Below are 24,481 nucleotides of genomic sequence, written 5' to 3'. Positions count from 1 at the left end.
CAGCATGCCATCGTCGACCCACATCGCGGCGCATTTCGCCACGTACATTGGCGCGTTCGGCGCGGCCCTCGTGCTGACGCTGTGCGCCTGCGCGTGGCTCACGCCCCGCGCCTGGTGGCGCCGGCCCAACGCCCGCGCGCTGGGCGTGCTGGTCGCCGGTACCGCGGCCGGCGGCGCGCTGCTGCTGGCGTTGTTTGGTATGCCCGGCGCGCTGCCGCCACCGGTCCAACTCGCCGAAGCGCCGCTGCCGGCAAACGACGTGCCCGTGGCCGGCGAGCCCTACCGCGTGCGCGATGCGCTCAACCTGCGCGTCGCGGGCGGCATCGGTGCCGAGCGTTTGCTGGTGGTGCCGGGCGGCGCACGCGTGATTGCGACCGGGCGCCGCGATGGCGACTGGTGGCAGGTGCGCGCTACGCTCGATGGCAAGGATGTCGAAGGCTGGGCCAGCAGCCTGTGGCTGCGGCGCGCGGACGAACGCTGATTTCCAGCGGCGCCCACGCATAGCGAATGATTCCGGGGCTGGCGTACTTCGATACGCACCGCCATTCTGCGTGCAGTTGATGAAGCGTAGCCCGAGACCCAGGACCCCGCCGCGATCGGCGTCATACCGAAGCCGGCCAGCGTGCGCCGTTCCTGTCTCTGCCTGTCCAGGCACGGCCTGAATGCGCTGTGAGTAGTGGCCAGTTGCGCGTGGCTGATTAAAACAGGGCAAAAAAAGCTTTTTGGGTCTAAATCGGTTCAGCTGAAACTGCAGCGATACAGCAAGCGACAACCCGTAAAAACACCTGAGAAAAATGCTAGCCCGCTACGACGCGACCGTAAGACCGCATCGGTCCGTTAGCTTACCGGAATTAGTTACTCGTTAAGCAACACGCTTCAGTCGGAAGCCTTTACCTTGCATGCACAATTTGATAAGTTCTTGCTGTTCAGTCACTGGAGTCTTGTTGAGCTTGACTTGATACTGACATTCTGAAATAGCATCAGTTTTTTGATGCGACGATGCGCCTTCTTTGACATAGTCAAATTTAGGGGTGGAGGCACAAGCTGACAAAAATGCAGCGACGAGAACGACTGAAAAATTCAATTTCATAATAGTCAGATAAAATTTGTTGATTAACTTATAACAAGATGCACAAAGGCAACTTATAATAACTGATCGAAGAACTGAGCGGAATTAAAAAATGGTGACGTTGGTAAAAAAGAACAGTAAATCCTCCTGCCCATGCTGGTGTCCGATAACCCTCTCAGTTCGCTTTGATCTGCACAGGCTGGTTGCTGAACAGCTGACTCAGAAACAGCAGACGCTCCAGTGTTGAGCGCCCGACGACGAAAGTATCTCTGATGATGGAACTACGCGAACAACTCAAGGGAGTGAATGACGAAGCGACGTTTCTCGCCTTTGTCCAAGCGCTAACTTTCGACCGAAAAAATGATGCTGAACGCTGGGAAAATAGGTCTATTCAAGACTTTCTGGACTCTGCGTGCGCCTGGGCTGAAGATTCAACATTCGGCGCTCAGCAAGGTCTCTCAGAAGCATCACCGTGGAGGAAATTCGCAACGTTTCTATACTGCGGAAAGTTCTACGAATAACGAAGCCAATTCGAGCGTACTTGATCGCTAACGAAAGTCAGCAATGGATCGACAGCTATCTGTCGAACAGCAGGTGACTTGCCACCCGGCGATCTACCATGCTGCGGCAAATGGTCCAGTTCGCTAGAATCAGTCTTTCGACGTTTAACGAGAACACGAATTGATGAGCACTCCAGATCGAACTCACTGGAGTGTCCATAGGGGACGGGTTTGCCTTATCTTGCAAAAATTTCGCAACATTTATGTTAACGATAGCGGCGATAGGCGCAATGCAACACGGGCATTCGATGTTCTAAATGTCAAATTGGCAGATTTTTCTCCGCCTTCCAGAGTGCGTGAACTACACCAGAGCCTGCCCTTGTAATCGGCAAGCACTCCTCTACCTTGATCCACGGTGGTTTCTCAAAATACTCGTATCAACCTATGGCTGCGGCGTTTGTGCATAAATCCTCGTCACTCAAATGTTCTAAGTTTTTTTTGACTTCCGAACGATTGCCTGGAACGCCGGGATCAGCATCCATTCATAGAAAGCCATTAACGTCGCGAGCAGCCTGTTGCTGCGCCGCGCAGATGACGGTTAATTCCCGGCGGCGTGCTTACACACCTCGTCGCTGGCGCTGAAGCTCAGCGCCAGCGCATACGTCTCGCTCGTGTAGCGGGTAATCACCAGCCCCTGCACGCTGCCGTACGTGCCGCCGTTCTGCGCGCGGTCGGTCAGGCACACCTCGAGATCCTCGACGCCGTCGCCGTTGACGTCGCGGCGCCCCGTCACCTGCATGCGAACATACCAGTCCCCGGGAACGTCATAGATCAGGTCGTTGTCCGTCGCCGTAGTCGGCGTCATACCGAAGTCGGCCAACGTGCGCTGCCCAGGTCTGTTTCGAGGCGGTCCAAACGAGCTTCGGATACTGGCAAGGTCGAAGTGGCTGGCCAGGAACGGGCCTAGCCCCTGCTGCGGAAAATGGCTGACGACAGGGGCCGCACGCAGCACGCCCGCTGTCCCCAGGCAGGTAAGGCTGACGGCCAGCAACATCAACGTCTTCATTAGGGTCTCCGGTAAATCGCTCAATCACGCGCAGTCCGCCATTCCTGCTGCCGGGCCGGTTCTTCATCCTTCGGACAGGTCGTGTAGCGCTGCTTGCCGTGCTTTTCGAACATCTCGACACCGGTCGTCGGCGCGCGGTCCGTCAGGCAGTAGGTGCCGTTTCCGGTAATCACACGGGTGCGCCGCGCGCCGTCGCCCGTGTTGTTGACCAGTTCGACGACGCGCGGCGCCTCCCACAGGCGCGGGGGCGCCATCTCGCGCGCATGCTCGATGCCGCGGCGCAAGCGCAGTTGCGGGCTGTCCGGCGGGAGCACGATCGTCGGCTGGCGTTCCTTGCGCAATGCCCGATCGATGTCGCCGATGCTGCGGCGCGCGCTGTCCATGATCGCGGCCGTGCTGGGGATGGCGGGTTCAAGCGGCGCTGGCGGCGCATCCGGCGCCGACGCGGTCACCGGAGCCGGTGCCGGTGCCGGATTTTGTACCGGCGTCTCTGCCTGCACCACAGGAACAGACCGCAGCGGTGTACTGGACTTCCGAGTTAGCGCAGCCTCCGCTTGAACCGGCGGGACGACGGCAATGCGCGGCACCGGCAGCGGCACACGCAGCCACAGCATCGCCGCATCGTCCCCCTCAACCGGCGCCGGCAACGTGCGCGCCATCTGCCACGCGAGAATCAACAACGCATGCACGAGCAACGTGGCCGCCAGGCCCGCGCTGCGGGGGTCATTCAAACGGTAACGCCAGGTGGCCCGGTTCATCTCCGCAGTATAGCCACCCCGATGGCGTCACTTACTCAACAATTCTCACCGCAGCGAGCCGTCTTCCGTCACGCGGCGGCAGACACCGGCGCCTTGGCAGCGTGCAGCGCCATCAGCGACGTCACCAGGTGCGCCGGCAGCGGACGGCTGACCAGGTAGCCCTGGATCTGGTCGCACCCGTGCGCCAGCAGGAAGGCCTTCTGCGCCGGCGTCTCGACGCCTTCGGCGACGACCTGCACGTTCAGGCTGTGCGCCATCGTGATGATCGCGTTGACGATGGCGGCGTCGTCGGCATTCGTGGTCACGTCGCGGATGAAGGCGATATCGATCTTGAGCTTGTCGATCGGAAAACGGCGCAGATAGGCCAGGCTCGAATAACCGGTGCCGAAATCGTCGACCGAGACCTGGATGCCGTGTGCACGCAGATTGCTCAGGCACTGCATCGTGCGCTCGGTGTTGATCATCAGCGACGTCTCGGTCAGCTCCAGTTCCAGCAGTGCGGCCGGCACGTCATGCTCCGCCAGCGCGCGCAGTACGTCGCCTTCGAGGTCGCCCTCGGCGAACTGGCGCCCGGCGATATTGACCGACACCTGCACCGGCCCCGTTGCATGAAGCGTCCACGCCTTGATCTGGCGGCAGGCCGTGTCGATCACCCAGCGGCCCACGCGCACGATCAGCCCTGTCTCTTCGAGCACCGGCACGAACAGGCCCGGCGACACCAGCCCGTGACCGGGCCGGTCCCAGCGCAGCAGCGCTTCGACACCGGCGATGGTGTCCGCGCCGAGCAGCAGCTTGGGCTGGTAATACAGTTCGAATTCCTCGTTCTCGACTGCCTTGCGCAGCGCGTGCTCGAGATCCTGGCGCTGCAGCGCATCGGCATTCATCTGGGCCGTGAAGAAGCGGTAGGTGTCGCGCCCGGCCTGCTTGGCCTCGTACATGGCGGTGTCGGCGTACTTGATCAGCACCTCGGGGTCGGCGCCATCCTGCGGATGAATCGTGATGCCCACGCTGGCCGTGACGATCACCTCGAACCCACGCAGGTTAAACGGCGGATACAGCACCTCGGCGATCCGGCCGGCCACGGTCGCCGCGTGCGCCGGGTCCTGGTCGAGCATCAGGATCAGGCCGAATTCGTCGCCGCCCAGGCGCGCGACGGTATCGCGCTCGCCCACGCAGGTGGCCAGGCGCGCGCTGAACTGCACCAGCAATTCGTCGCCCATGGCGTGACCGAGCGTGTCATTGACGTTCTTGAAGCGATCAAGGTCGAGAAAGACCACCGCCACGCTGGGACTGGCGCTGTGGGCTGCCCGGACCGTGCCGTGGAGCGCCTCGTAGAACCAGGCGCGGTTGGGCAGGCCGGTGAGCACGTCGTGGCTGGCCTGGTACTGCAGGATTTGCTGCGCGACCCTGCGCTCGGTGATGTCGCGCACCACGCTGACGATGATCCAGTCATTGCCGGACAACAGGGCCTGGCGGTGGATTTCAACGTCCACCAACCCGCCATCCTTGCAATGCAGCGTGACCTCGCTCAGCCTCGGTTTGATCCGGCCGCCCGGCGTGGGCTCGAACATCGCTTCCAGTTCGTCGTGGGTCGCCGCGCCCAGAGCCACCGGGCCCAGGGCCAGCATCTCGGCGCGCGTGTAGCCCAGCATGGCGCAGGTGGTGTCGTTGACTTCGACGAAGCGCATCGTGTCGCGGCTGACCAGCATGAGCGCGTCCGGCGTCGCATTCATCGCCGTGCGAAAGCGCAGCAGGTCGGCGGTGCGGGCGGCGATTTTCTGCTCAAGCACCAGCACCTGGTCTTCCAGGTCGCCCATGTCCTTTAGCCGCAGCAGATTGCGCACCCGCAGTCCAAGCTCCGTGGGGTCGACGGGTTTACTCAGGAATTCCTCGGCCCCGGCCTCCAGTCCCGCCTGGCGCATGCCGGTGTCCTCCACGCCGGTGACCATGATGATCGGGATATTCTCGGTCGCCGGGTCGGCCTTGAGGATGCTGGCCACCCGGCAGCCGTCGATGCCCGGCATCGTCTGCGCGATCAGGATCAGGTCCGGCGCTTCGGACGCGACCGAGGACAATGCCTCTTCCCCGCTGGCCGCGCTTGTCGTCTCATAGCCTCCGGGCGCCAGCAGGCAGGCCAGCCGGTCGCGGCTCTTGGCTTCATCATCGACGATCAGGACAGTCGGGGCAGAGGTGGTCATGAGGTACTATCCTTGGAAAAAGCGGGCATGCAGTCAGACCTTCACCAATCGCACCAGATCGCTGTGAGCGGTCCATTCGTCGATGTACGTGGAATTCTTGCCGTAACTGTTGTCGATCACGGTGTGGTGCTTATCCATCAGGCACGCCAGGATGTGGCCGTGCAGGCGGTCGGTCACGATATGGTCATGGCGCGCGAACAGCGCCACGGCCCTGGACGAAAAGCGCTGCGCGACCGGTATCCAGTACCATGGCCCGATCAGCTTCTTGCAGGTTTGCCAGCCGCGCTTGATAAAGGCGGCCTGAATGCGCCAGGCAAAATCGATCAATCGCTTTTCGGTGCCCACGACCTCGATCCAGTCGGTTCGGGTATCGAATTGCGCATCCTTCAGCGACGCCGGTACGACCGGCTTTTCCGTATCCACGCGCTCGATGCGCAGCACGCCGCTGGCCCTGCCGCCGCTGGCGATCGGATACAGGTGGTGCGCCATATCGGGCGCCAGATACACATTCCCGGAAAACAGATTCGCAATCTGCTGCGACGCTTTATCTCGAACAAAAATGTGGACATCGGCATGCCGCCGGAACACGGCGACCGACCGGTCACGCGTCGCTTCACTCGCAAAGAACACGGTTTGCGGCAACATCACGATGCGGTTATCCGGGAAGCGCGTGATGATTTCTTCGCGTATCTCGTTGATATTCGCGTAGAGGTCGCCGAAATTGCCGCCCCCGTGAAACACCAGGATATCGCCCGGCTTGACCCATGACGGATCGAATGCCCACGACGTCGATATCGTGCGCGGCGACAGGCGCTTTTTCTTGAAGAACGCCAGCGTGCCCTGCATGATGAGCAGATCGCCGATATTGTCGTGCATCGGAATATCGATGTAATGAAAGTCTCTGCCCTTCAGCAAATCATGAATGGTGTCATGCTTGTTTTGCAGATCCTGCATCATCAAACGATGGTTACTCAAGGCTACTCCCGAAAAATCAAGTTACTTGGCGCGCGTTAGCAGCCGGCGCAGGATGGCAAGGTCGCCGCGGGTCGGGATGAAATCGGGCATCGGCTCATTGAGCCGGCGCACCCCGAGAATGATCGTCGTGATCAAGCGCAGACACGCCCCCGCCAGCATCAGCCCCGCCAGCCAGACATACGTATTTTCCTGCGGCAGAAACGGAATGGCGATCAGCACCGGGACCACGGCGATGATCTGGCGCGCCAGCACCAGCCCGGGTTGTCCGGCCGCGGTGAAACGCTGCGCCAGCGTCCAGCTGGCGCCGCCGATCACGCATTCGAACAGCAAAATCGCAAACGGCATCGTCATCGCCGCAAAGGACTTGCCATAGACAAGGTTGAGCAGCCACGGCGACAGCGCACCGCCGATCGCGGCCAGCACCATCAACGGCACAAACGTCACGCGGAAGGTATTGCGCACCGCCTGGCTCAGTGCCTGCTCATCCCGGCCGGCAAAACGCGAAAACAGCGCGACCGACGCCGATTCCTGTACCGCGCCGATCAGGCGCGACGTGGTGAATGCGAGCGCATAGAAACCGTATTCGCGGATGGTGCCGCGATTGAGCAGGAACAGCTTGTCGAAATTGACCAGAAATAAGCTCAGCAACCCAATGCCCTGCTGGTGAAAGCCATAGCGCAAGACGACCCAGGGCTGTACCGGGTCCTTGACCTCGACCTTCAATTGCCAGACCCGGTGCTTGCGCGCCCACCACAATCCCATGACCGTGACGCCAATCAGCATCAGCAATTGCGTGGCCAGGATCTGTTCAAAGGTCACCACGTCGAACCACAGCACCAGGGGCAGCATCAGGACCAGATTCCCGAACACCTGCGTAAAGCGCAGGATGTTGAAGAAATGCAGATCCGAGTGCAGTTGGGTGAGCGTGAAAATATAGATCTGGCTTGCCATGAACGCGGCAAACGCCAGGATCAGCCACATGAACCGGTGCAGCTGCACCGCGTCGCTCAATTGCAACCCGGCGGCGGCCAGCGCAGTGGCAAAGATGCTGATGCTCAGCAGCGACAGAAGAAGGAAGCGCAGATACGGAAACTGCCGCGCCGCACCGAAGTGATACAGATAGCTGCTGCCCATGCCGCACTGCGCGACACCCGCAGACAGCGAACAGACCAGGATAGCCGCCGACAGCAGGCCGCGCCCTTCCGGCCCCAATATGCGGGCGGTAATGACGGATGAGATGAATCCCACCACGGTCATGCCCATGGTGGTCATCAGGGTTTTGCCGAACGCGCGCGAAATGGAAGGCATTGACGGCGCTGTCGCGCTCATGCCCGTGTCTCCCATGCTGTCTTGGGCAGGACGTTTGCAGAAAATGTGCGAATCAGGTTATTCAGAATCATCATCAAAACTCATCGAGCACGGCGCACCAATGCGTCGCTCACGCCCGATCGATACGGACCGACTGCCATTGTAACCTGCTGCCAAAACGAAAAATTTTGTCGCGAGGCAATATATACTGAAAGTGCACAGCGCGTCACCTTATGCTTGCACGACGAAGGTCCGACCCGCTCAATCCCCCGCCCAGGCGAGGTGCATCGGATTGAACGACAGTCCCTTGACGCACTGGGTCGGCCCCACGCGCACGAAGCCGAGCCGCTCATACGCCGGCACGGCGTAGTTCGACGCGTTGACCGTGAAATTGCCGTCCCCGCCGCGTGCGATGGCGGCGGCGCGCGCGGCGTGCCACAAGCGCCGCGCCAGTCCCTGCCGCTGCCAGGCCGCGCCGACGAACAGGTGAAACAGATGACTGTTGTCGCGGATCGCGATAAAGCCGGCCAGCCGGTCGCCATCGAGCGCCACATGGCAGACGTGCCCGCGTGCCAGGTAGCCGCGGATGCCTTGCTCGTCATTCTCGGCCAGGAAGGTGGCGGCCCCGAGCGGCGTTGATTCGTGCACGATGAATTCCAGCGCCAGGCTGCGCAGCAGCGTGGCCATGGCCGGCACCAGGACCGGCACGTCGGCAGAATCGAGGGGGCGGATGTCCATGGCGCGTTGCGAAAAGGTGATGGAGAAACGTCAACATACCATGACCGGTGTCCCGGCTTGCAAATTCATTGCCCGTGGGCGACGCGGATAACAGCAGCTGTTCAACGCATGAATTGCCAATAAACAGTAGTACAGTGGCATCACTCAGAGTCATCACACGATTACGCCCCAGCCCATGCCGCCAACGCTCGCCGACTTTCGCTTTGCCCCCTCCTTCGATGTCGCCGTGACCAGCCGTGTGGGTGTGGGGCCCGCTACCCGTAGCGAAAACCAGGATAACTTCGTCGTCATCGATTTCGACGGCCGCGCCTGCCATCTGCACGACCAGTTCCCGGTCATCACGACGATTGTCGGCTGGCCTGCCGGGCATGGCCGTCTGGCAGTCCTCGACGGGATGGGGGGCCATGGCCACGGGCGCGAAGCGGCCGAAGCGCTTGCCGCTGGCCTTCTCGCCATGCCGCCCTGCACGACACTCGATGCGCTGGCGGCCCACCTCGATGTCCTGCACGCCACGCTGCAGGCGCAGTTTGCCGATGGCGCCGGCGCGACGGGCCGGCCCGGCACGACGCTCACGCTGCTCGAACTGCCGCCCGGCGCCGCGCCGCTGCTGTACCACGTGGGCGACTCGCGGCTGTATGAACTCGATGCGCAGCACGCGACGGCGCTGACGATCGACCATGTGCCGGCCACCGGCGCCGCACTCGCAGGCCGGCTTGGCGAAGCCGACTGGTGGCGCGACGTCCATGGCCGCCACGCGCCGCAGATTGCCCAGGCCTTCATTCTGGGCAATGCCTTTGCCGATCCATCGCGCTTGTCTGACGGGCTGTTTGCGCTCACGCCCGCGAACCTGCCATGCTGGCTGGCCCACCTGCCCGACCGCCGCGCGCTGCAGTTGCGGGCCGACGCAGCGTATCTGCTGGCCACCGACGGCTTCTGGTCGTGTGCGCAGCCCGACGTGTTTGTCGCGCGCTGGCCGGCACTGCTGGGCGATTCTCCAGCTGCGGCAACGCTCCTCAAACGCCTGTTCGGACTGATGGAGAACGATCCGCCAGCTGGTTTGCAACCGGATAATCTAACCGCGCTCGTGCTGCGACCCCTGCCCCGCCACGCCGACGAAACCGCCTTGCCGCTGGACGACGACGGCGCAAGTTATTGAACGTTGGAAAGATGGCAAAATAAGTTGATTTCGTAGGTAAATAATGTTGATAATCAACGAGCTCGGTGCGCCGTGCCTGCTGAAAACAGCGTAAGCTTGCAATACCGTTTTCGAACTTTCCTGACTGGTCAATCTGACATGAACCGCTGCCGCAATCCCGCGCATCCGCACTGCACCGTCTGGGTCGCCCCCGGCGAGGTGCGGTGCGCGCACGGGCATGCCCAGCCCGAGGCTGCGGCCGGTGCGTACCAGGCGCACGCCGCGCCGTTGCCGCCGTCGGCAAATGCGGTGGTCGATGGCTTGCCAGCCAGTTTCGATACAATCAGCGCCGTGCGTACGCGCCGTGACACGGTCGTCCCGGCCACGCCACCAGCGCCGACCAGCCTGCAGCGCCCGCAACTGCACATCAGCGGGTTCGATCCGCGTGCAGCTGGCGGCCGTCAAGCACTGCGGCTCGAGTTGCGCGGCATGCCGATGGATTGCGCGCCCGACGTGCGCATGCTCGTGCATTCGGCGCTGCGCCTGCACGGCGGCGAGAGCTACTGCTTCCAGCGCACTTCGCGCGGCGACTGGCGGCCGCTGTTTCTCGAATTTTCATCGCGCGGCCTCGAACACGGCCAGTACCGCATCGAGATCGAACTGCACAGCCGCCACGCCCATGCGCCCGACGCCAGCCGCACCTGGACCTGCTCGCCCGTGATCCTGGTGCCGCGCCAGGATGCCAGCCTGGGTGAAATCCACCAGACCTTCCTCGCCACGCACAAGAATGTGCGCGTCACGGCCGACGACGCCGGCATTGCCCGCGTCAATGCACCGGGCGGCGGGCGCATCGATATCGATGTCGTGGCCCGCAACGCATCCATCGCCCACCTGAACCTGGACGGCGGCAATGGCAGCGGCAAGATTGACATGGGCATGACCACCATTGCCTGGGACGAAGACCTGATCGAGATCGACCTGCCGGCCCAGCCGGCCACGCATCCGTGCCTGACCGACAGCGCGTGCCTCGTGCACGCCGAAGCCGATTCGGCCACGCAGCGCCACGTGCGCCTGTTCGCGCTCGACGAATTCATGCTGGGCCGCTTCGAGTTCGACGCGCCCGACGCCGACGTATTGCTGGCCCACCATGGCGAAACCGGCATGGATAGCGGTGGCCTGACGCGCCGGCTGTCCGGTCGCCATGCCATTATCCGCCGCAGCCGCGCCGGGTTCGAGATCGAAGACGTGTCACGCTACGGCTTGCTGCTCGACGGCGTCTGGCCCGGCAAGCACATGCCGGTGCAGCTGCGCCTTGGCATGCGCATCGAACTGACCGCCAGCATCAAGGGCATCGTCACGCTCGAAGTAACGGCGCTGCTGGCGCATGCGGTCGTACTGCACCGGCTCGATGCGGGCGCACGGGCCGAGTGTTTTTATCTGATGGCGCCGGATGCCGTGCCGCCCGTTGGTCAGGCCGCACTCAACGGCGCCAGCGCTGGCGTCCAGCCGATGGCGCTGCCGCGCGCCGCCGCCCTGCCGCTGCTGTTCCACCGTCATGGCGGCTTTTGGCAACGTGACCGGGCGAACGGCCGCGACGCGCCGCTGGCGATCAGTGGCACGCTCGACCGGGTGCAACAACCCGGCATCGGCATGGCGGCGCGCTTTGTCCCCAATGCCTATCCCGAGGCGCGCGCCGACCGCCGCAGCGTCGACCGCCGCAGTTTGCTTGCTGCCGCCCTCAGCGCCTGATCAGCCGTAGGACGGCACCAGCACCAGAAAAACCAGCGCCGCACCCGCCAGCAACACGGCTTGCAGGGCGAACACGATCGCCGGCGCACGCAGGTGTTCAGGAATTTTCATGGCATCTCCTCCCTCGTATTGACACGCGCAGAGTGATCCCAGATTACGCCCGCCCGCACCGAACCGGCGCGCGTTAGCCGCGCGGCAAGGTCAATCGCGGCGCCAGGTTGGCGGCCACTGCGGCAGCGGAATGCGTTCATTGTCGCCCGCCAGCGGCACGAAGCGATCGTTTTCCCAGTCGCGCGCTGCCTGTTCGATGCGCTCGCGGCTACTCGACACGAAGTTCCAGAAAATAAAGCGCTTGCCGTCGAGCGGCGCCCCGCCGATCACGACAAAACGCGCGCCGGCAGCGGCGCTCACCCGCACCGCCGCCCCCGGCTCGAGCATCGCCATCGTGTTGGCGGCCACCGGCTCGCCGTCGATCTCGATCGTGCCGAACGGTGCGTACAGCGCGGTTTCATCGGGCAAGTCGTCCAGTTCGATGGCCGCCCCGGCCGCCAGTTGCACGTCGAGGTACAGCGTCTGGCTGAAAGTCGGCACGGGCGACGTCTGGCCGAACGCGCTGCCCACCAGTAGCCGCACCGTGACGCCCGGCAGTGCAATTTCGGGAATCTGGTCGGCCGGCGTGTGGCTGAACGCAGCAGGCGTTTCTTCGTGCTCGCGCGGCAGCGCCGCCCACAGTTGCAGGCCGTGCGTGCGGCGCGTGCGCTCGAGCAGATCTTCAGGTGTGCGCTCGGAATGCACGATGCCGCTACCGGCCGTCATCCAGTTGACGGCGCCCGGTTCGATGCGCTGCTCGGTGCCCAGGCTGTCGCGGTGCATGATCGCGCCCTCGAACAGGTACGTGACCGTGGCCAGCCCGATGTGCGGGTGAGGCCGCACATCGTGACGGGCGCCGGCCGGCGCTTCCACCGGACCCATATGGTCGAAAAACAGAAACGGGCCGATGGACTGGCGGGCTGCAGCGGGCAACAGGCGGCGCACGGTGAAACCGCCGCCCAGGTCCTTGTCGTGGGATCGAAACAGGTGCGCGATGGCCATGGCAGGTGTCGTAGAAATGAAGGCAATGCCTGACTGTACACCGGATCGCCCGGCGCCTTCCAGTCTTGTCTACATCAGTTCGCGCACCACGCGCAGGCCGACGATGTCGTTCGACAGCACGGCCGAGAAACCGTTGCGCAGTGCCGAGCGCAGATAGCGCGGGTTGTACAGCCACGAGCCGCCGCGCAGGATGCGGCGCACCTGGTCGCCGCCCGTTTCCCAGGCGCTGCCGTCGCCCGGTGCGCCGTCGTAGTTCTCGTGCACGACGTCCTGCACCCATTCCCAGACATTGCCGTGCATGTCGTGCAGACCCCAGGCATTCGGTGCGAAGGTATCGACCTTCGTGGTGCCGTGCCGGAACTCGCCGCGCGGCCCGCCGTTATAGGTGAACGTGCCGTCGAAATTGGCCTGCGTCGTGGCGATCGTGTCGCCCGTGTTGAATGCGGTCCTGGTACCGGCACGGCATGCATATTCCCATTCGGCTTCGCTCGGCAGGCGATAGCGCTTGCCGGTCGCTGCGCTCAGCCACGCCACGTATTGCAGCGCGTCGAACCACGTCACGCCAACCACCGGATGGTCGTCGGTTTGCGGGAAGCCCGGCGCAGCCCAGTCGACCTCGCCGGCCGGCTGCCAGCTGCTTGCCTGCGCGAAGGCGCGCCACTCGCCCACCGTCACCGGATAGCGGCCCATCGCAAACGGACGCTCGATGCCGACCCAGTGCTGCGGGGTTTCACGCGCGATCCAGTTCTTTTGCGAGCCGGCCGCCATCGCGATGCGGCGCTCGTGCTCGGGAGAACCCATCTGGAAGCGCCCCGTCTGGATCAGCACCATCGCCGGGCCACTGCCGCTGCCGTCGATGAAGGCGTCGCGCAGGATGCCGGTGTCGGCGACCGGCGCCGCCGCCGTCGGCACATCTGCCACTGCCACGGCCGCCGCTACGTCGGGCGCCCGTTCCTGGCTGACGGGGTCGCTCACAGTGCCCGCAGCAGCCTCCTCGCGCGCCTTTTTCTGCTGTGCCAGATAGGCTGCCGCGGCCTTCAGTTGCGCGGCCTTGCGCGCTGCTTCCTCTTTGGCCGCCTGGGTCTTGGCGACTTCTTCGTCGCGCCGTGCCAGCAGTTGCTGGCGCAGCGATTCCTTGCGCGCCAGGCGTGCCTGTTCGGCCTCGAGCCGTTCGCGCCGCTGCTGTTCGCGCAGTTGCACGCGGCGCTGCTCGTCCTGCTGTGCCTTGATGACGGCGGCCGCCTCGGCCTCGATCGCGCGCCGCGCAGCCAGTTCGCGCGCCACGCGTTCCTGCTCGATGCGCTCGCGCGCGTCCTGCGCGGCCTGTTCGAGGGCGGACGGCCCGGCCGCCGCGCGGATCGCAGCGAGCAGCGCGTGTACGCTGGCCGGGCGCGCCGCAGGGTCGCGCCCGAAACCGCCGCGCAGCACCTCCCACTGGCGCGCGCCCAGCGTTTCGGGCACCGTGCCGCCCGGTTCGCCAGGCAGCACGCCGGTGAGCAGTTGGTGAATCATGACCGCGACCGCATACACGTCCAGTGTGGGCTCTGGCGTGCGGCCTTCGATCGCCGCTTCCGGCGCGCGGTAGCCGGCCGTGCCGGACGTGGCCGGTGCATCGAGCTTCGACGCCGGGCCGCTGGCCCGCGCGCGCGCCGCGATGCCGAAGTCGAGCAGCTTGACGTCGCCCTTGGTCGTGACGAACACATTGCCCGGCTTGATGTCGCGGTGGACCAGGTGATGCCGGTCCCACGCATAGTCCAGCGCAGCGGCGACCGGGTCGAGCAAGGCCAGCACGCGCGCCAATGGCAGGCGGCCTTCGCGCGCCAGAACGGCGTCGAGGTCCTCGCCTTCGAGGTATTCCATGATGAGGAAAAAGCTCGACGTGGCCGGGTCCTGCGCCCACTCGTAGACCCGCACAATATGCTCGTGCGCCAGGCGCCGCGCGCGCGTGGCTTCCTGGATCAGGAGCTTGGCGTGGCTGGCGGCGGATGTCGCATGCGCCGGCAGGATCTTGAGCGCGACCTGGGCGCTGTGCCCCAGTTCGGCGTGCGTGGCCAGGTCGGTCGCCTGCCACACCTGGCCCATGCCGCCGTGCGCGATCAGGCGTTCGAGCCGGTAGCGCCGGTTTTGCGGGCCGATTTCCTGCCCCGTCATCAGGCCGATTTCGGTGCCCGGGCGCGCTGCAGGTGCAGATGCGTCGTACAGCGCGTCCGGATCCGCAGGCCGCTCGCCGGGCTGGTAGGCCGCGTCGAGGATCGCGTTCTTGCGCAGCTCGAACTCTTGCCGGCTCAACAGGCCGTCGTCGTGCAGCGCGCGCAGTTCGCGGATCTTGTCGATGGCAGTTTGCATTGATCGATCAGGCAGACGGCGCCCCGCCGCAGGCGGCGCACACGCGATCGTCGCGTTGCAGAGCATGACCGTGGACGCACTGGCGCGCACCCGCCACACCGGCCTGCGCATGCAGGGCAGCCTTGTTCACGTCGTTCTGCAGTCGCAAGAGGTCGAGCTGATGGCGCCGGTCCTTGTCCACTTCGTGTTCGCGGCGCGCCTGTTCGTCGCGCACCAGCTGCGCCGCCGCGCGCGCTGCTTCGCCCAGGTCGACCTTGCCGGCGCCGGCCACGCCGGCCAGCGCCGTCAACTGGTCGGCATCCATGTCGGCATGCACGCGCGTTTTGAGGTAATCGGCCAGCACGACGGCATTGGCGGCGTCGGCCAGGGCCAGCTTGGCCGTATCGTCCATCGCGCCCAGCGCCGCGGCGCGTTCCATCGCCAGGCGGGCAAGCGCGATCTCGTGTGCCCGCTCGCCCGCACGCGCCGCCTCGCCCAGACCGGCACGGCGTTCGTCGGCGTGCAGCGTCACGTCCTGCAGCGAGCGTGCCTGCAATGCTTCGAGCTCGATCGTGCGCTGCAGTTTGTCCTGCTGGGCCTCGGCATCGAGCTTGCCGGCGCCGCGCCGGGCGCCCTCGATGCGCTGGCGCGCCTGTTCGTCTTCCCATTCCTGCGTACGGCCTGCCTCGCGCAGGCGCGCATCGTTGGCCAGTTTCAGGGCCTGATAGCGCGCCTGGTATTCGGCTTCGTCGATGTCGCGCATGCGGCGCGCCGCTTCGGCTTCGCTCTCGCGCAGGCGAATCAGTTCGTCACGCTGGCGCGTTGCGTCCTCGATCAGGCGCGCCTGGTCGATCTTGTGGCGGATCTGCTGCTGCAGCAACTGCTGCGAGAAGCGCTGCTGCGCCGACTGGCGCGCATGCTGCGCTTCCTGCTGGGCACTGGCGACTTCGGCGCGCATGTGCACACCGGCCAGCGTGCGCAAGTGCTGCCACTGCGCCGCTTCGTCGGCGCGCTGCGCGCCCTTTTGCGCGGCCTCGTGCTGCAGCTCGGCCAGCACTTCACCGGCGCCCTGCGCCAGCGCCTGCTCGCGCGAGTTCGCTTCGAGGATGCGGCCATACAGTTCGATCTGGCGTGCCCGCACGCCGTGTGCGCGGTCGGCGCCCTGCAGCGACATCTCGGCGCGCGCGATCGCATCGTCCTGGCGCAGCTCGGCGCGCCGGATGCGCAGGCGCGCTTCTTCTTCGCTGCGCTTGATGCCCTGCCATTCTTCGGCCGTGTACAGCTCGTCCAGGTGGCGCTTGTGCGCCAGTTGCACATGCTGCTCGTCGGCCGCCAGCCACATGCTGCCCACGCGGGCGCGGTTGGCGTCGTATTTATCGTGGCGCAGCTCCACCGTCTGCACACTCGTCACGGCCAGGCCGTAATCGGCCAGCAGAAGCTTGAGGCCACCCTGCAGGCGTTCGTCGAATTCTTCGCGCAGCGCGCCGCCGGCCGCCATCTCGCGGATCGAACGCGCGCCGATGAATTCCAGCGCCAGCTGGCGCACTGGGTGGGCCAGCAGTTCGCGCAACTCGGGCGTGCCGATGGTGCCAGGCGTGGTCATGAAGTGGCGTGCAAAGGCCGGGACGTTTTCAATTTTGATGCTGACCGTAAAGCGCACCGAAATGGCAAGCTGCTCGCAGGTGGGGATGTCATCGAAGTCGAACGGCACCGGCAGTGCCGTTGTGCGCGTGACGAGGATTTCGGCGTGCTGGTCGCGCAGCAGATGGTTCAGGCGCGTGAAGAAACCTTCGAGTTCGTATTCGCCCTGCGGCACTTCGGTCGCCTTGTCGCCCTGCAGGATGAAACCGCGCGCCGTGGCGGGTACGCGCAGCGTCTTGACGAACAGCCCGGACAATTCGCGCAGGCCAAAGAACACCGCCAGTTCATCGGGCGCGGGCACCCAGCGGTTCTCGACCAGCACCGGCTTGCTGCGCGGCGCCCCCAGGATCACGCCGCAGCCCGCGCAGTAGCGTGCATCAGCCCCATTCTTGCGCTCGCACCGCGGGCAGCTGGCGCCGTTTACTCCGAACATGTGCAACATAGCCGACTCCGTTTTCTCTCTTGCCTTCTGCTTGCCAACCTGCCGTCCAAGCCACCGATTCTAGCAGCGCACTGTCTGCGGCCGCGGTGCGCTCGCGCACGCCCGCGATGTCAAACCAGTGATCTCAAATGATGCCGATGCGCTCCACACAGGCCAGGCTCGCGCCGCGCGCACGCAGCGCTTCGCGCATCCCCTGCGGCAGCGCACCTTCCCATGCCTTGGGCAGCAGGATGCGGTCGCCCGGCCCCGCTTCGCGCAGGATCAGCGCGCACTTCGGCGCCAGCGCATCCACGGTCTCGACCCTGCCCGCATGCCAGGCGCTCGACGTGCCGGTGGCGATCACCCGGCCCCGCGCCATGAATTCACGGCCGCGCGCGATGCGGTCGGCCATCACCAGCGCCAGACCGTACGAATCGCCGGAAAAGTCCGTCTCGCCAAACCGCACCGTCGTTTTCCATTGTCCCTGGCCACGCCCGTCAAAATGCCGGGCGCCGGCCAGCACAGCCCGCACCTGGCCCTGGCGCAGCGCGTCCAGGTCGGGCACGCTGATGGCATCGTCGTCGGCGTCAAGCGCACCGGCCAGCGGCCGCACGCTCACCTCGACCCAGCCGAGATCATCGTGCTCGCCGCCGCTGTGCAGCGGGAACCAGGCGCGCGCGCTGGCCGTGGCTGCGACAGGATCCGGCTGACCCGTCAGCGCGCCCAGGTGCGGCAAGGCGTCCGGGCCGCCCGCCAGCACGCCGTCGGGCACATTGACCAGGGCACGGCCATCGATCCGGCCCAGGTGCCAGGCGTCGGACCAGCCATTGGCCACCACGGGTCGCGCCGCTTGAAACACGCCGCGCACGATGCGGTCGGCCAGCACGGCGGCCAGTTCCCAGTCGCGCGCGGCCGGATCCAACGCGCGATCTGCGCTGAGCACCACCTGGTCGCGGCTGTCGTAGCGCGGCTCGGTATGGCGCGCCAGGCGCACCACCTGCTGCATCCGCTCGGCCTGCGCCGGCGCGCCGGGCACGCTGCACTTGACGTCGGCGCGGCCCGCGCGCGGGCGGCGCGTGGCGGTGATCGTGAGCATGCTGCCGTCCGGCAGGATGCTGCGGCAGCTCGCTTCGAACACAGGCGCCGTCATGCTGCCACCTCGTCCTGCACGTGCGTGACGCGGCGCGCGCTCATTTCGGCCTCGAGATTGGCGACGATGCGATCGGCTTCGTCGAACAGCACGTCGAGCGGTCCTTCGCCGGCGACCTTCATGCGTGCCAGCAGTGCCCAGGCTTCATCGAGCGCGGCGGCGGCGCGGCGACTGTGGCGTGCGCGGCGCAACTGCTCCTGGGGTTCCAGTGGCTGACCGGGCGCAGCCAGTTCGAGCGCCGGCATCGTGCCGACCGACAGGCTGACCAGGTCGAGCCGGCGCAGCAACTCCTGGTGCTGGCGGAACCGCCCCTGATCGGCCGGCAGCACTGCCATGCGCACCGCGCACATCAGGCAAGGCAGTTCCAGGAACAGGCGCCGCAATGCGCGGGCATCTTCGCAGGCTGGCACGAACGCTTCGGCTGGCATCGCAGCCGCTGGCTCAGCCGATACTGCCGCCGTCACGGGCACGGCCTGCGCCGCCAGCCGTGCTTCCAGCAGCGCCGGGTAATCGTGCGCCGCACCGAGGTCAACCGGCACGCAATCGTCGACCGTCACGCCAAAGCGCGTGTACATCAACTGGTTGAATCCGGACCGGAACGTGTTCCACTCTTCGAGCGTCGTGCAGGGCGGCAGGTCGAAATTGCCCTGGGCCAGCTCGCGCTGCAGCGCCGTTTGCGCCAGCGCGCCAAAGCCCGCGAGGTCGACCGTGCTACCCGCTTCGCTGGCCAAAAACAGGTCGAAACGCTGGTGCGTGGCGCGCGGATCACTGGCATCGACGGCAAAGCTCACGCGCAGGCCAATCTCCGGCGCGCCGGCAAACGGGACGAGATCACAGGTGTACGGCCCCGGATGGACGCACCAGGCGGTTTCCCCATCGAGGGCTGCGATGCGGCTGCCGGCCGCCAGTCGGCGGCTGCGGCCACCGCGGTCGACCAGCACGACGGCGCACGGCGCAGGAATGGTGATCCCGGCTGGCGCCGGCAACGCGATTGCCACGCTGCCGAGCAGGGTCGCGTCGAACGCGTCCTGCCGTGGCGGGCGTCGCAGGGGATTCCTGAACAGTGAACCTAGCATCGTTATCCTTGAGCGAATTCGGGAACTGCACTATGTGGATGGGGGCACGGGCATCACATCGAAGCACGCCCCGTGCCGTTGAAAATGGACCGACGGGGTGGCTGCAAACGGCCACGGGCCTTCGCACTCGCCGTCCGCGTCCAGGCTGCCCTGCACGATCACGCTGCCGGCGCCGTCGCGCACGGCGATCGCCGCGCGCGCAGCCAGCAGTTGCGCAGCGCCCGGCGCGTCCAGATCGAGCTGGACGACCACGCCGGGCACGCCGCCCTGGTCGACGAAGTGCAGGCGCCACATCTGGTCATCCGTGCGCAGCACCTCTAAAGGCGCGCCGCTGTCGGCCGCGCGGAGCAGTCCCGCGCTGCCGGTCCAGGTCATGTGCTGCGTGCGGCGCACATCGGCCAGATGGCGCATGCGGCGCAGCGTCAGGGGCGACGCCTGCAGCGCCGCGCGTTCGCCGTGCGTCAGCGGCCGGCTGCCGTTCAGCGCCTGCAGCAGGACGGCGTCGGCCAGCATCAGGCCATCGCCTTCCACGCGGCGCGCCAGCAACGCGCCGGCCTGCAGTTTGCGATCCAGGTTCGTCATGCCCATCGTTGTTCCTCCTGTAGTCCAGCCACCTCGTTCAAGCGCAGTATCGCGGCGTCGCGCCGCTTGCGCAGGGTTGGCAGCGAGACGCCGTCGAGCTGGGCCAGTTGGCCCATCGTCGGCAATTCGCCCGTGGCGGGGTCGCACCATTCGGAAGGGTAACAGTCGTCGAATGGCCCGAGCAGCTTGAGGTACACCGCGAGGCGTACCGGCAAGCTGTCCTGCGCCATCCGGCGCGCCGCCCAGCTGGCATGGTCCTCGACCGTCGCTGCCACTACCAGGTAGTTGGGGGGCAGTGAAACGCAGGGCGCGATGCAGGTCAGTGGTGCAGTCATTGGCGCTTCGATGTCCGGATCTGCATCCAGATCGATGTCCAGCGCTTCCTGGCGCGCTTCAAGGATCTGGTCCGGGCCCGGCGTACTGCCCTGTTCGGACTCGTTCAGCACGCGCCAGTAATCGTCGAGCCAGGCGTCGGCCGCGCTGGCGTCCTGCAGCCAGTCGCTGTCGCGGTTGGCCGACAGCGCGTCGTACTCGCCGATTTCGCGCAGCATCGCGCCGATCTTGTCGGGATTCGATTTGAGGCTGGCGAAGCGTTTCGAGCGCGTGTGCAATGGGCCGGGTGCGCCCGTGTGCGCCTCCTGGCTTTCGCTCCAGCGCAGGATCCATTCGGGCTTGCAGTCGGCGATCGAGCGCAGCTGACGCACTTCGATCGGCATCGCCTCAACGCTGCGGCCCAGGATCGCGCCGACCTGCGGCCCATGTTCGCGCCAGCCCTCGAACAGGCGCGCGATGTCGTGGTAAGCCGTGTCGAGCATCCGGTACGCGTACATGCGGTTCGGGCTGCAGGGCCGGCCGCACGCCACCTGATAGTGATCGCTGTCGACCTTGTCGCGCAACACCGCATACAGGTCATTGAATTTCTTGCGCAGCAGCGCGTCGCCGCCCGGTTGCGTCCAGAACGGGCCGATGCGCGCAGATTCGGAGGCCACGGCCGTGCACAGTGCGGCCCAGTCGGCGGGCCGCGCCTGCAGTTCGTAGACGAGGCTCAGGGCCAGCTCGGCGGTCGTCTCGCCGTAGCTGTTACCGGGGGCATGCGCGCGGCTGCCGCCTGCGTGCAGGATCGGCGCGACCGCCTCGACATACGCGGCCAGCGACGCGTCCGTATCGGCGCCCTGCAGACTGGCAGGGTCGATGCGGGCGAGCGCCTGCAGGGAACACTGACCCAGCAACTTGCGGACCTGCTCCCAGCCGTGCTCCTGATACCGGGTGCCCGGTAAACGCATACCTTCCTCGTCCTCGATTTCGCTGCGCACGTGTTGCACAGTGAAATAGATGATGCCATACAACTACAGCATTCAGGCGCGATGGAGACCCCTATTTGTGCCTCTTTTCCAACGACTGCCCGGCCATGGATGCCAGCAGCGCTGCCACGACCGGCGCCGCATGGCCTCCGCCCGTCAGCGCCGAATGACTGACAAAGGCGGCAAATGCCAGCCGGCGGGTCTGGCCCGGCAAGCTGCCCGGCTCCAGGTAACCCATGAACCAGACCGTGGCCAGATCGTCAGTGCCGACCGGCGCGGTGCCCGTCTTGCCATACAGGCCGGGGCGCAGTGCAGAGAATGCCGGGCTGCGGAATGCACCGGCCGCCGTACCGTAATCGATCACGCCCTTCATGCCGGCGCGTACGCGGTCCAGCCGCACGCCAAGAGGCGCGCCCTCGCTGGACGCAGCGTCGCGGCCGTCAAGCGCCAGCAGCAGGCGCGGTGTCACGCTGCGCCCCTCGCCGACGCTCGCGGCCACCAGCGCCATTTGCAGGGGCGTGGTCTGCATGCGCAGGCCAATTGCCATCTGGCGCAATTCATGGCGGCTGTGGATCGGATCGAGCTGTGACGCGGACGCCGACAGCGCATCCCAGTCGCTCCAGCGGTAATCCGGCGGGAGCAAGCCGCCGTCGAGCCGCAGCGGCTCACCAAAGCCCAGGCGCGCCGCCATCGCGGCCACCGGCCGCGCCGCATCGAGCGCCCCCGGCTCCAGCGCGGTGGCGCCCGGCATGCCCCCGTCTGGCTGGCCGAGCAGCGTGCGGTCGCTCAACTCACCGGCCCAGGCAAACCACGTATTGACGCTGTGCGCTATCGCGCCGGCCAGGCCCAGGCGGCCGTCTGCGGCGCGCGCACCGATGATCTGGTCACGGAAATTGGTGATGCGGGCGCGCGTGCCGCCCGCCGGATAGCTGGGCGCATCGGTGCGGAAGTCGTAGCCGCCATCGCCCGCAATGCGGTCGACCTGCGGCAATGGCAAGCCGCCCAGCAGCGCGTCGAGCTGCTTGTCGCCGCGCGCGGCCTGCTCGAGCCCGAGCGCGGTGATCACCTTGAAGGTCGAGCCGGGTGCGCGGTGGGCGCCGCCGTCATGCTGGAACGCGGCGATGCGCAGCGGGCTGCGGGCCGGATCGGCGCGGTCGAAGTCGCGGACCTCGGGCCAGTTGTCGGGCGCAGCGGTGTGGCCGCCGCTCGATGCCGCCGCCAGGATGTCGCCCGTGCCGGCGTCGAGCAGCACCAGGCCGGCGCGCCGCTCGGCGGGCGCGGGCTGGGCGCCACGGCAGACGCGCCCATCCCACTGGCCGCCCTGCTGGCCTATGCAGTCGAGCAGCACCTGGGCCCGCGCTTGCAGCGTCAGATCGAGCGTCAGGCTCGCCGCATGGTCGCTCCCGCCCAGGCGCGCCAGCATGCCGGCCACGCTGCCATCGTGCTGGCGGTGCACGCCGAGCAGCGGCGCCAGGCCGGCCAGCGTCGCGTGGACCGACGGCGCGCCATCCTGCCACAGGGCTTCGCCGTTGCGATCGGTCAGGCGTACCGCAGCGCCGGCGGGCCGCACGCTGCGGCGGCCAGCCGGCAGCGCCTGCCACGCGAGCGTTCCCCGCTCGACCTTCAGATGGCGATAAGGCGCGTCGGCGCCGCCGGACAATCTCGCCAGGTCGAGCGGCTCGATCTCGACCTTGACCGATGTCGCGCCCGGCAGTGGCGACAGCAGCAGGTGCGCCACGGCGCCCGCGTCCGGACAGGCGCGCCCGTCGCAGACGCCGCGGGCCGCCACCGTGGCGCCCAGCACACTGCGCACGCGGCCGGCGACCAGCAGTTCCAGCGGCCTGCCTTCTGCTCGTGTGCTCAGGCTCAAATTCAGGATCACGAGGCTGCCACGCCGCCCGCCCTCCCAGCCGCCGACACGATTCCACGGCGCCCAGTCTTGCGGCAACTGCGCGAACAGGCGCATCGCTGCCAGCGGCAGGCCCGCCTCGCGCACGGCCGGAGTACCTGCCACTGCCGCTTGCCAGATTGCCGTTGCGCCGGGCCGCACGCGCCACGCCACCAGCCGCCGTTCACTGTTAAAGACGCGCACCTGTTCGCGCACGAAGGCGCCGTCGGCCCGGTGATGCAGGCGCTCGAGCAGGCGCCGGTCGCCTGCATCGAGTTGAAAATCCTGCCAGCCGGGCAGCGGCGCGCGCACGGCCTCGTCGGCCTGAAGCCAGGCCAGCAAGTCGCGCGGCGCCAGTTCGATCAAGCCGTCGCGGCCAAGGCGCAGCAAGCCGCGCGCCCGCAGCACCTCGAACAGCGCCTGGTCTTCCAGGCCGGTGCCCGGGACCAGCGGCACGGTCCATACGCCGGGGCGCAAGCGCAATGTGACGGGGGCGCCGACTGCCGGGAAGGCCTGCACGAAGGCCGCTTTGGCGACTTGCTCACCAGGCTGGAAATGCTGCAGCACCAGTTCACCGGCCTGCGGGCAGGCGCCGCTCGGCTGGCGCGTGAACCGCAGCGCTTCGCCACGCCACAACAGCCAGCCTGCTCCGCCCAGCGCAGCCTGGCCCTGGCGCGCATGCGTCGCCACCCCGCCAGTCGCGTCGCTGATCCAGCTGGCGGTGCCGAAGCCGGCACTCCAGCCGATGGCCAGGCCAGTCACGGCGTTGCCCGTGATGTCGATGCGCGGCATGGCCGAGCCGTCGCGCGCCAGCAGCACGCTGCGTGCTGGTCCATTGCTACTGCGCGCAAGCGCTGCCGCTTCGCTGAACGGATAACCGACGCGCAGCGGCAGCAGCCGTCCGTTCGCCGGGTCGAGCATCTGTGTGCACAGGTCGACCCGGACCGCCGGCCCGGTCTGCATGCCGCTCGCAATGACGAGCGCCAGTGCCCCGCGCTGCGTCAGCGACACGCCGCTGTCGGCCGGCACGACGAGTTCCAGGCCCGGTGCCAGCGGCTGCAGCGCTGCCAGTGCCTGCGCGCCAGGAACATCCTGCGCATCGTTCGGCAACGCACGCGCGTGCAGCGCCAGCGCGACCGCACCGCCCATCACCAGCGCCAGCGCGGCCCAGGCCCAGGCCGGGCCGAGCGAAATTGTCCAGCCCCGGCGCAGATTGCGGGCGCGCCGCCGCGCCGTGCGCGACGCGGCGATGTTGCGGGACAGGGTGGCGAAGGGGCCGGTCATGCACGTTTCCCGAGGATAGCGTGGCGCCCATGCGCCGTTGCGCAACGCTAGCGGAGGGGCGGTGAAACCGCTGAGCGGATTGACGCTGCGCGCACAGGTTCAGGGCCGCCCTGATGCAGCTCACCCCCCATTTTCTGCGGCTCGTCGCACACCGCTGGAAGCCTTGCGGGGACGCGCCTAAAGTACACACATCGACACACCACTCACCCACCAAGGAGAAGCAAA

Annotated in this window: 19 protein-coding genes; 4 read left to right on the top strand and 15 right to left on the bottom strand. The window is 66.4% G+C overall.

The features are described from left to right. The first annotated feature begins 4 nt into the window (after positions 1 to 4). The gene (locus tag AC56LV_RS03800; protein ID WP_499556112.1) at positions 5 to 481 is read left to right on the top strand and encodes an SH3 domain-containing protein; all 477 of its coding nucleotides are present in this window, start codon (positions 5 to 7) and stop codon (positions 479 to 481) included. A gap of 381 nt (positions 482 to 862) precedes the next feature. Here AC56LV_RS03800 and AC56LV_RS03795 read toward each other — a convergent pair whose 3' ends face one another. Then, entirely contained in the window at positions 863 to 1,090 is a 228-nt protein-coding gene (locus AC56LV_RS03795) for a hypothetical protein (protein WP_499556111.1), read from the bottom strand. A gap of 251 nt (positions 1,091 to 1,341) precedes the next feature. Here AC56LV_RS03795 and AC56LV_RS03790 point away from each other — a divergent pair, with 251 nt between their 5' ends. Then, the gene (locus tag AC56LV_RS03790) at positions 1,342 to 1,590 is read left to right on the top strand and encodes a DUF7660 family protein (protein ID WP_499556110.1); all 249 of its coding nucleotides are present in this window, start codon (positions 1,342 to 1,344) and stop codon (positions 1,588 to 1,590) included. 577 nt (positions 1,591 to 2,167) lie between these two features. Here AC56LV_RS03790 and AC56LV_RS03785 read toward each other — a convergent pair. The 6 genes from AC56LV_RS03785 to AC56LV_RS03760 form a co-directional block, all read right to left on the bottom strand. Then, positions 2,168 to 2,434, bottom strand: a complete 267-nt coding sequence (locus tag AC56LV_RS03785) for a hypothetical protein (RefSeq protein ID WP_499556109.1) — start codon at positions 2,432 to 2,434, stop codon at positions 2,168 to 2,170. Between the two features lie 221 nt (positions 2,435 to 2,655). After that, positions 2,656 to 3,393 carry a hypothetical protein gene (locus AC56LV_RS03780; RefSeq protein WP_499556108.1) on the bottom strand — a complete coding sequence of 246 codons (738 nt, stop codon included), beginning with the start codon at positions 3,391 to 3,393 and terminating at the stop codon, positions 2,656 to 2,658. A gap of 68 nt (positions 3,394 to 3,461) precedes the next feature. Beyond that, complete coding sequence (locus AC56LV_RS03775; protein WP_499556107.1) at positions 3,462 to 5,591, bottom strand: two-component system response regulator; 2,130 nt, start codon at positions 5,589 to 5,591, stop codon at positions 3,462 to 3,464. A gap of 33 nt (positions 5,592 to 5,624) precedes the next feature. Beyond that, positions 5,625 to 6,566, bottom strand: a complete 942-nt coding sequence (locus AC56LV_RS03770; RefSeq protein ID WP_499556106.1) for a polysaccharide pyruvyl transferase family protein — start codon at positions 6,564 to 6,566, stop codon at positions 5,625 to 5,627. A 21-nt stretch (positions 6,567 to 6,587) separates the two neighbouring features. Continuing rightward, positions 6,588 to 7,874, bottom strand: coding sequence for a lipopolysaccharide biosynthesis protein (locus AC56LV_RS03765; protein WP_499556105.1), 1,287 nt, complete (start codon positions 7,872 to 7,874; stop codon positions 6,588 to 6,590). Positions 7,875 to 8,135: 261 nt separating this feature from the next. Continuing rightward, positions 8,136 to 8,612: a GNAT family N-acetyltransferase gene (locus AC56LV_RS03760; protein ID WP_499556104.1), complete on the bottom strand. Its 477-nt coding sequence runs from the start codon at positions 8,610 to 8,612 to the stop codon at positions 8,136 to 8,138. Between the two features lie 175 nt (positions 8,613 to 8,787). Here AC56LV_RS03760 and AC56LV_RS03755 point away from each other — a divergent pair, with 175 nt between their 5' ends. Both AC56LV_RS03755 and AC56LV_RS03750 read left to right on the top strand, forming a co-directional pair. Further along, a complete protein-coding gene (locus AC56LV_RS03755; protein WP_499556103.1) occupies positions 8,788 to 9,768 on the top strand; it encodes a PP2C family protein-serine/threonine phosphatase in 981 nt (326 codons plus the stop codon). A gap of 138 nt (positions 9,769 to 9,906) precedes the next feature. Further along, complete coding sequence (locus AC56LV_RS03750; protein WP_499556102.1) at positions 9,907 to 11,496, top strand: FHA domain-containing protein; 1,590 nt, start codon at positions 9,907 to 9,909, stop codon at positions 11,494 to 11,496. A gap of 201 nt (positions 11,497 to 11,697) precedes the next feature. Here AC56LV_RS03750 and AC56LV_RS03745 read toward each other — a convergent pair whose 3' ends face one another. From AC56LV_RS03745 to AC56LV_RS03710, 8 genes are all read right to left on the bottom strand, one after another. Beyond that, entirely contained in the window at positions 11,698 to 12,588 is an 891-nt protein-coding gene (locus tag AC56LV_RS03745; protein ID WP_499556101.1) for a pirin family protein, read from the bottom strand. A gap of 69 nt (positions 12,589 to 12,657) precedes the next feature. Beyond that, a complete protein-coding gene (locus AC56LV_RS03740) occupies positions 12,658 to 14,934 on the bottom strand; it encodes a bifunctional serine/threonine-protein kinase/formylglycine-generating enzyme family protein (RefSeq protein ID WP_499556100.1) in 2,277 nt (758 codons plus the stop codon). 7 nt (positions 14,935 to 14,941) lie between these two features. Then, positions 14,942 to 16,987: a coiled-coil domain-containing protein gene (locus tag AC56LV_RS03735; protein WP_499556099.1), complete on the bottom strand. Its 2,046-nt coding sequence runs from the start codon at positions 16,985 to 16,987 to the stop codon at positions 14,942 to 14,944. A gap of 133 nt (positions 16,988 to 17,120) precedes the next feature. Next, a complete protein-coding gene (locus tag AC56LV_RS03730; protein ID WP_499556098.1) occupies positions 17,121 to 18,125 on the bottom strand; it encodes a hypothetical protein in 1,005 nt (334 codons plus the stop codon). Next, positions 18,122 to 19,201, bottom strand: coding sequence for a hypothetical protein (locus AC56LV_RS03725; RefSeq protein ID WP_499556097.1), 1,080 nt, complete (start codon positions 19,199 to 19,201; stop codon positions 18,122 to 18,124). Before AC56LV_RS03725 ends, AC56LV_RS03730 begins: the two co-directional genes overlap by 4 nt. A 30-nt stretch (positions 19,202 to 19,231) precedes the next feature. After that, positions 19,232 to 19,783 carry a hypothetical protein gene (locus tag AC56LV_RS03720; protein ID WP_499556096.1) on the bottom strand — a complete coding sequence of 184 codons (552 nt, stop codon included), beginning with the start codon at positions 19,781 to 19,783 and terminating at the stop codon, positions 19,232 to 19,234. Further along, positions 19,780 to 21,066, bottom strand: a complete 1,287-nt coding sequence (locus AC56LV_RS03715) for a hypothetical protein (protein ID WP_499556095.1) — start codon at positions 21,064 to 21,066, stop codon at positions 19,780 to 19,782. The genes AC56LV_RS03720 and AC56LV_RS03715 overlap by 4 nt, the downstream gene beginning before the upstream one ends. 91 nt (positions 21,067 to 21,157) lie before the next feature. Beyond that, a complete protein-coding gene (locus tag AC56LV_RS03710; protein ID WP_499556094.1) occupies positions 21,158 to 24,256 on the bottom strand; it encodes a penicillin-binding transpeptidase domain-containing protein in 3,099 nt (1,032 codons plus the stop codon). Positions 24,257 to 24,481: the final 225 nt, after the last annotated feature.

The organism is Telluria sp. RB2R28 (assembly GCF_059685835.1).
Note: the sequence above shows the minus strand (reverse complement) of the source record. Positions and strands in the feature narration are given on the sequence as shown.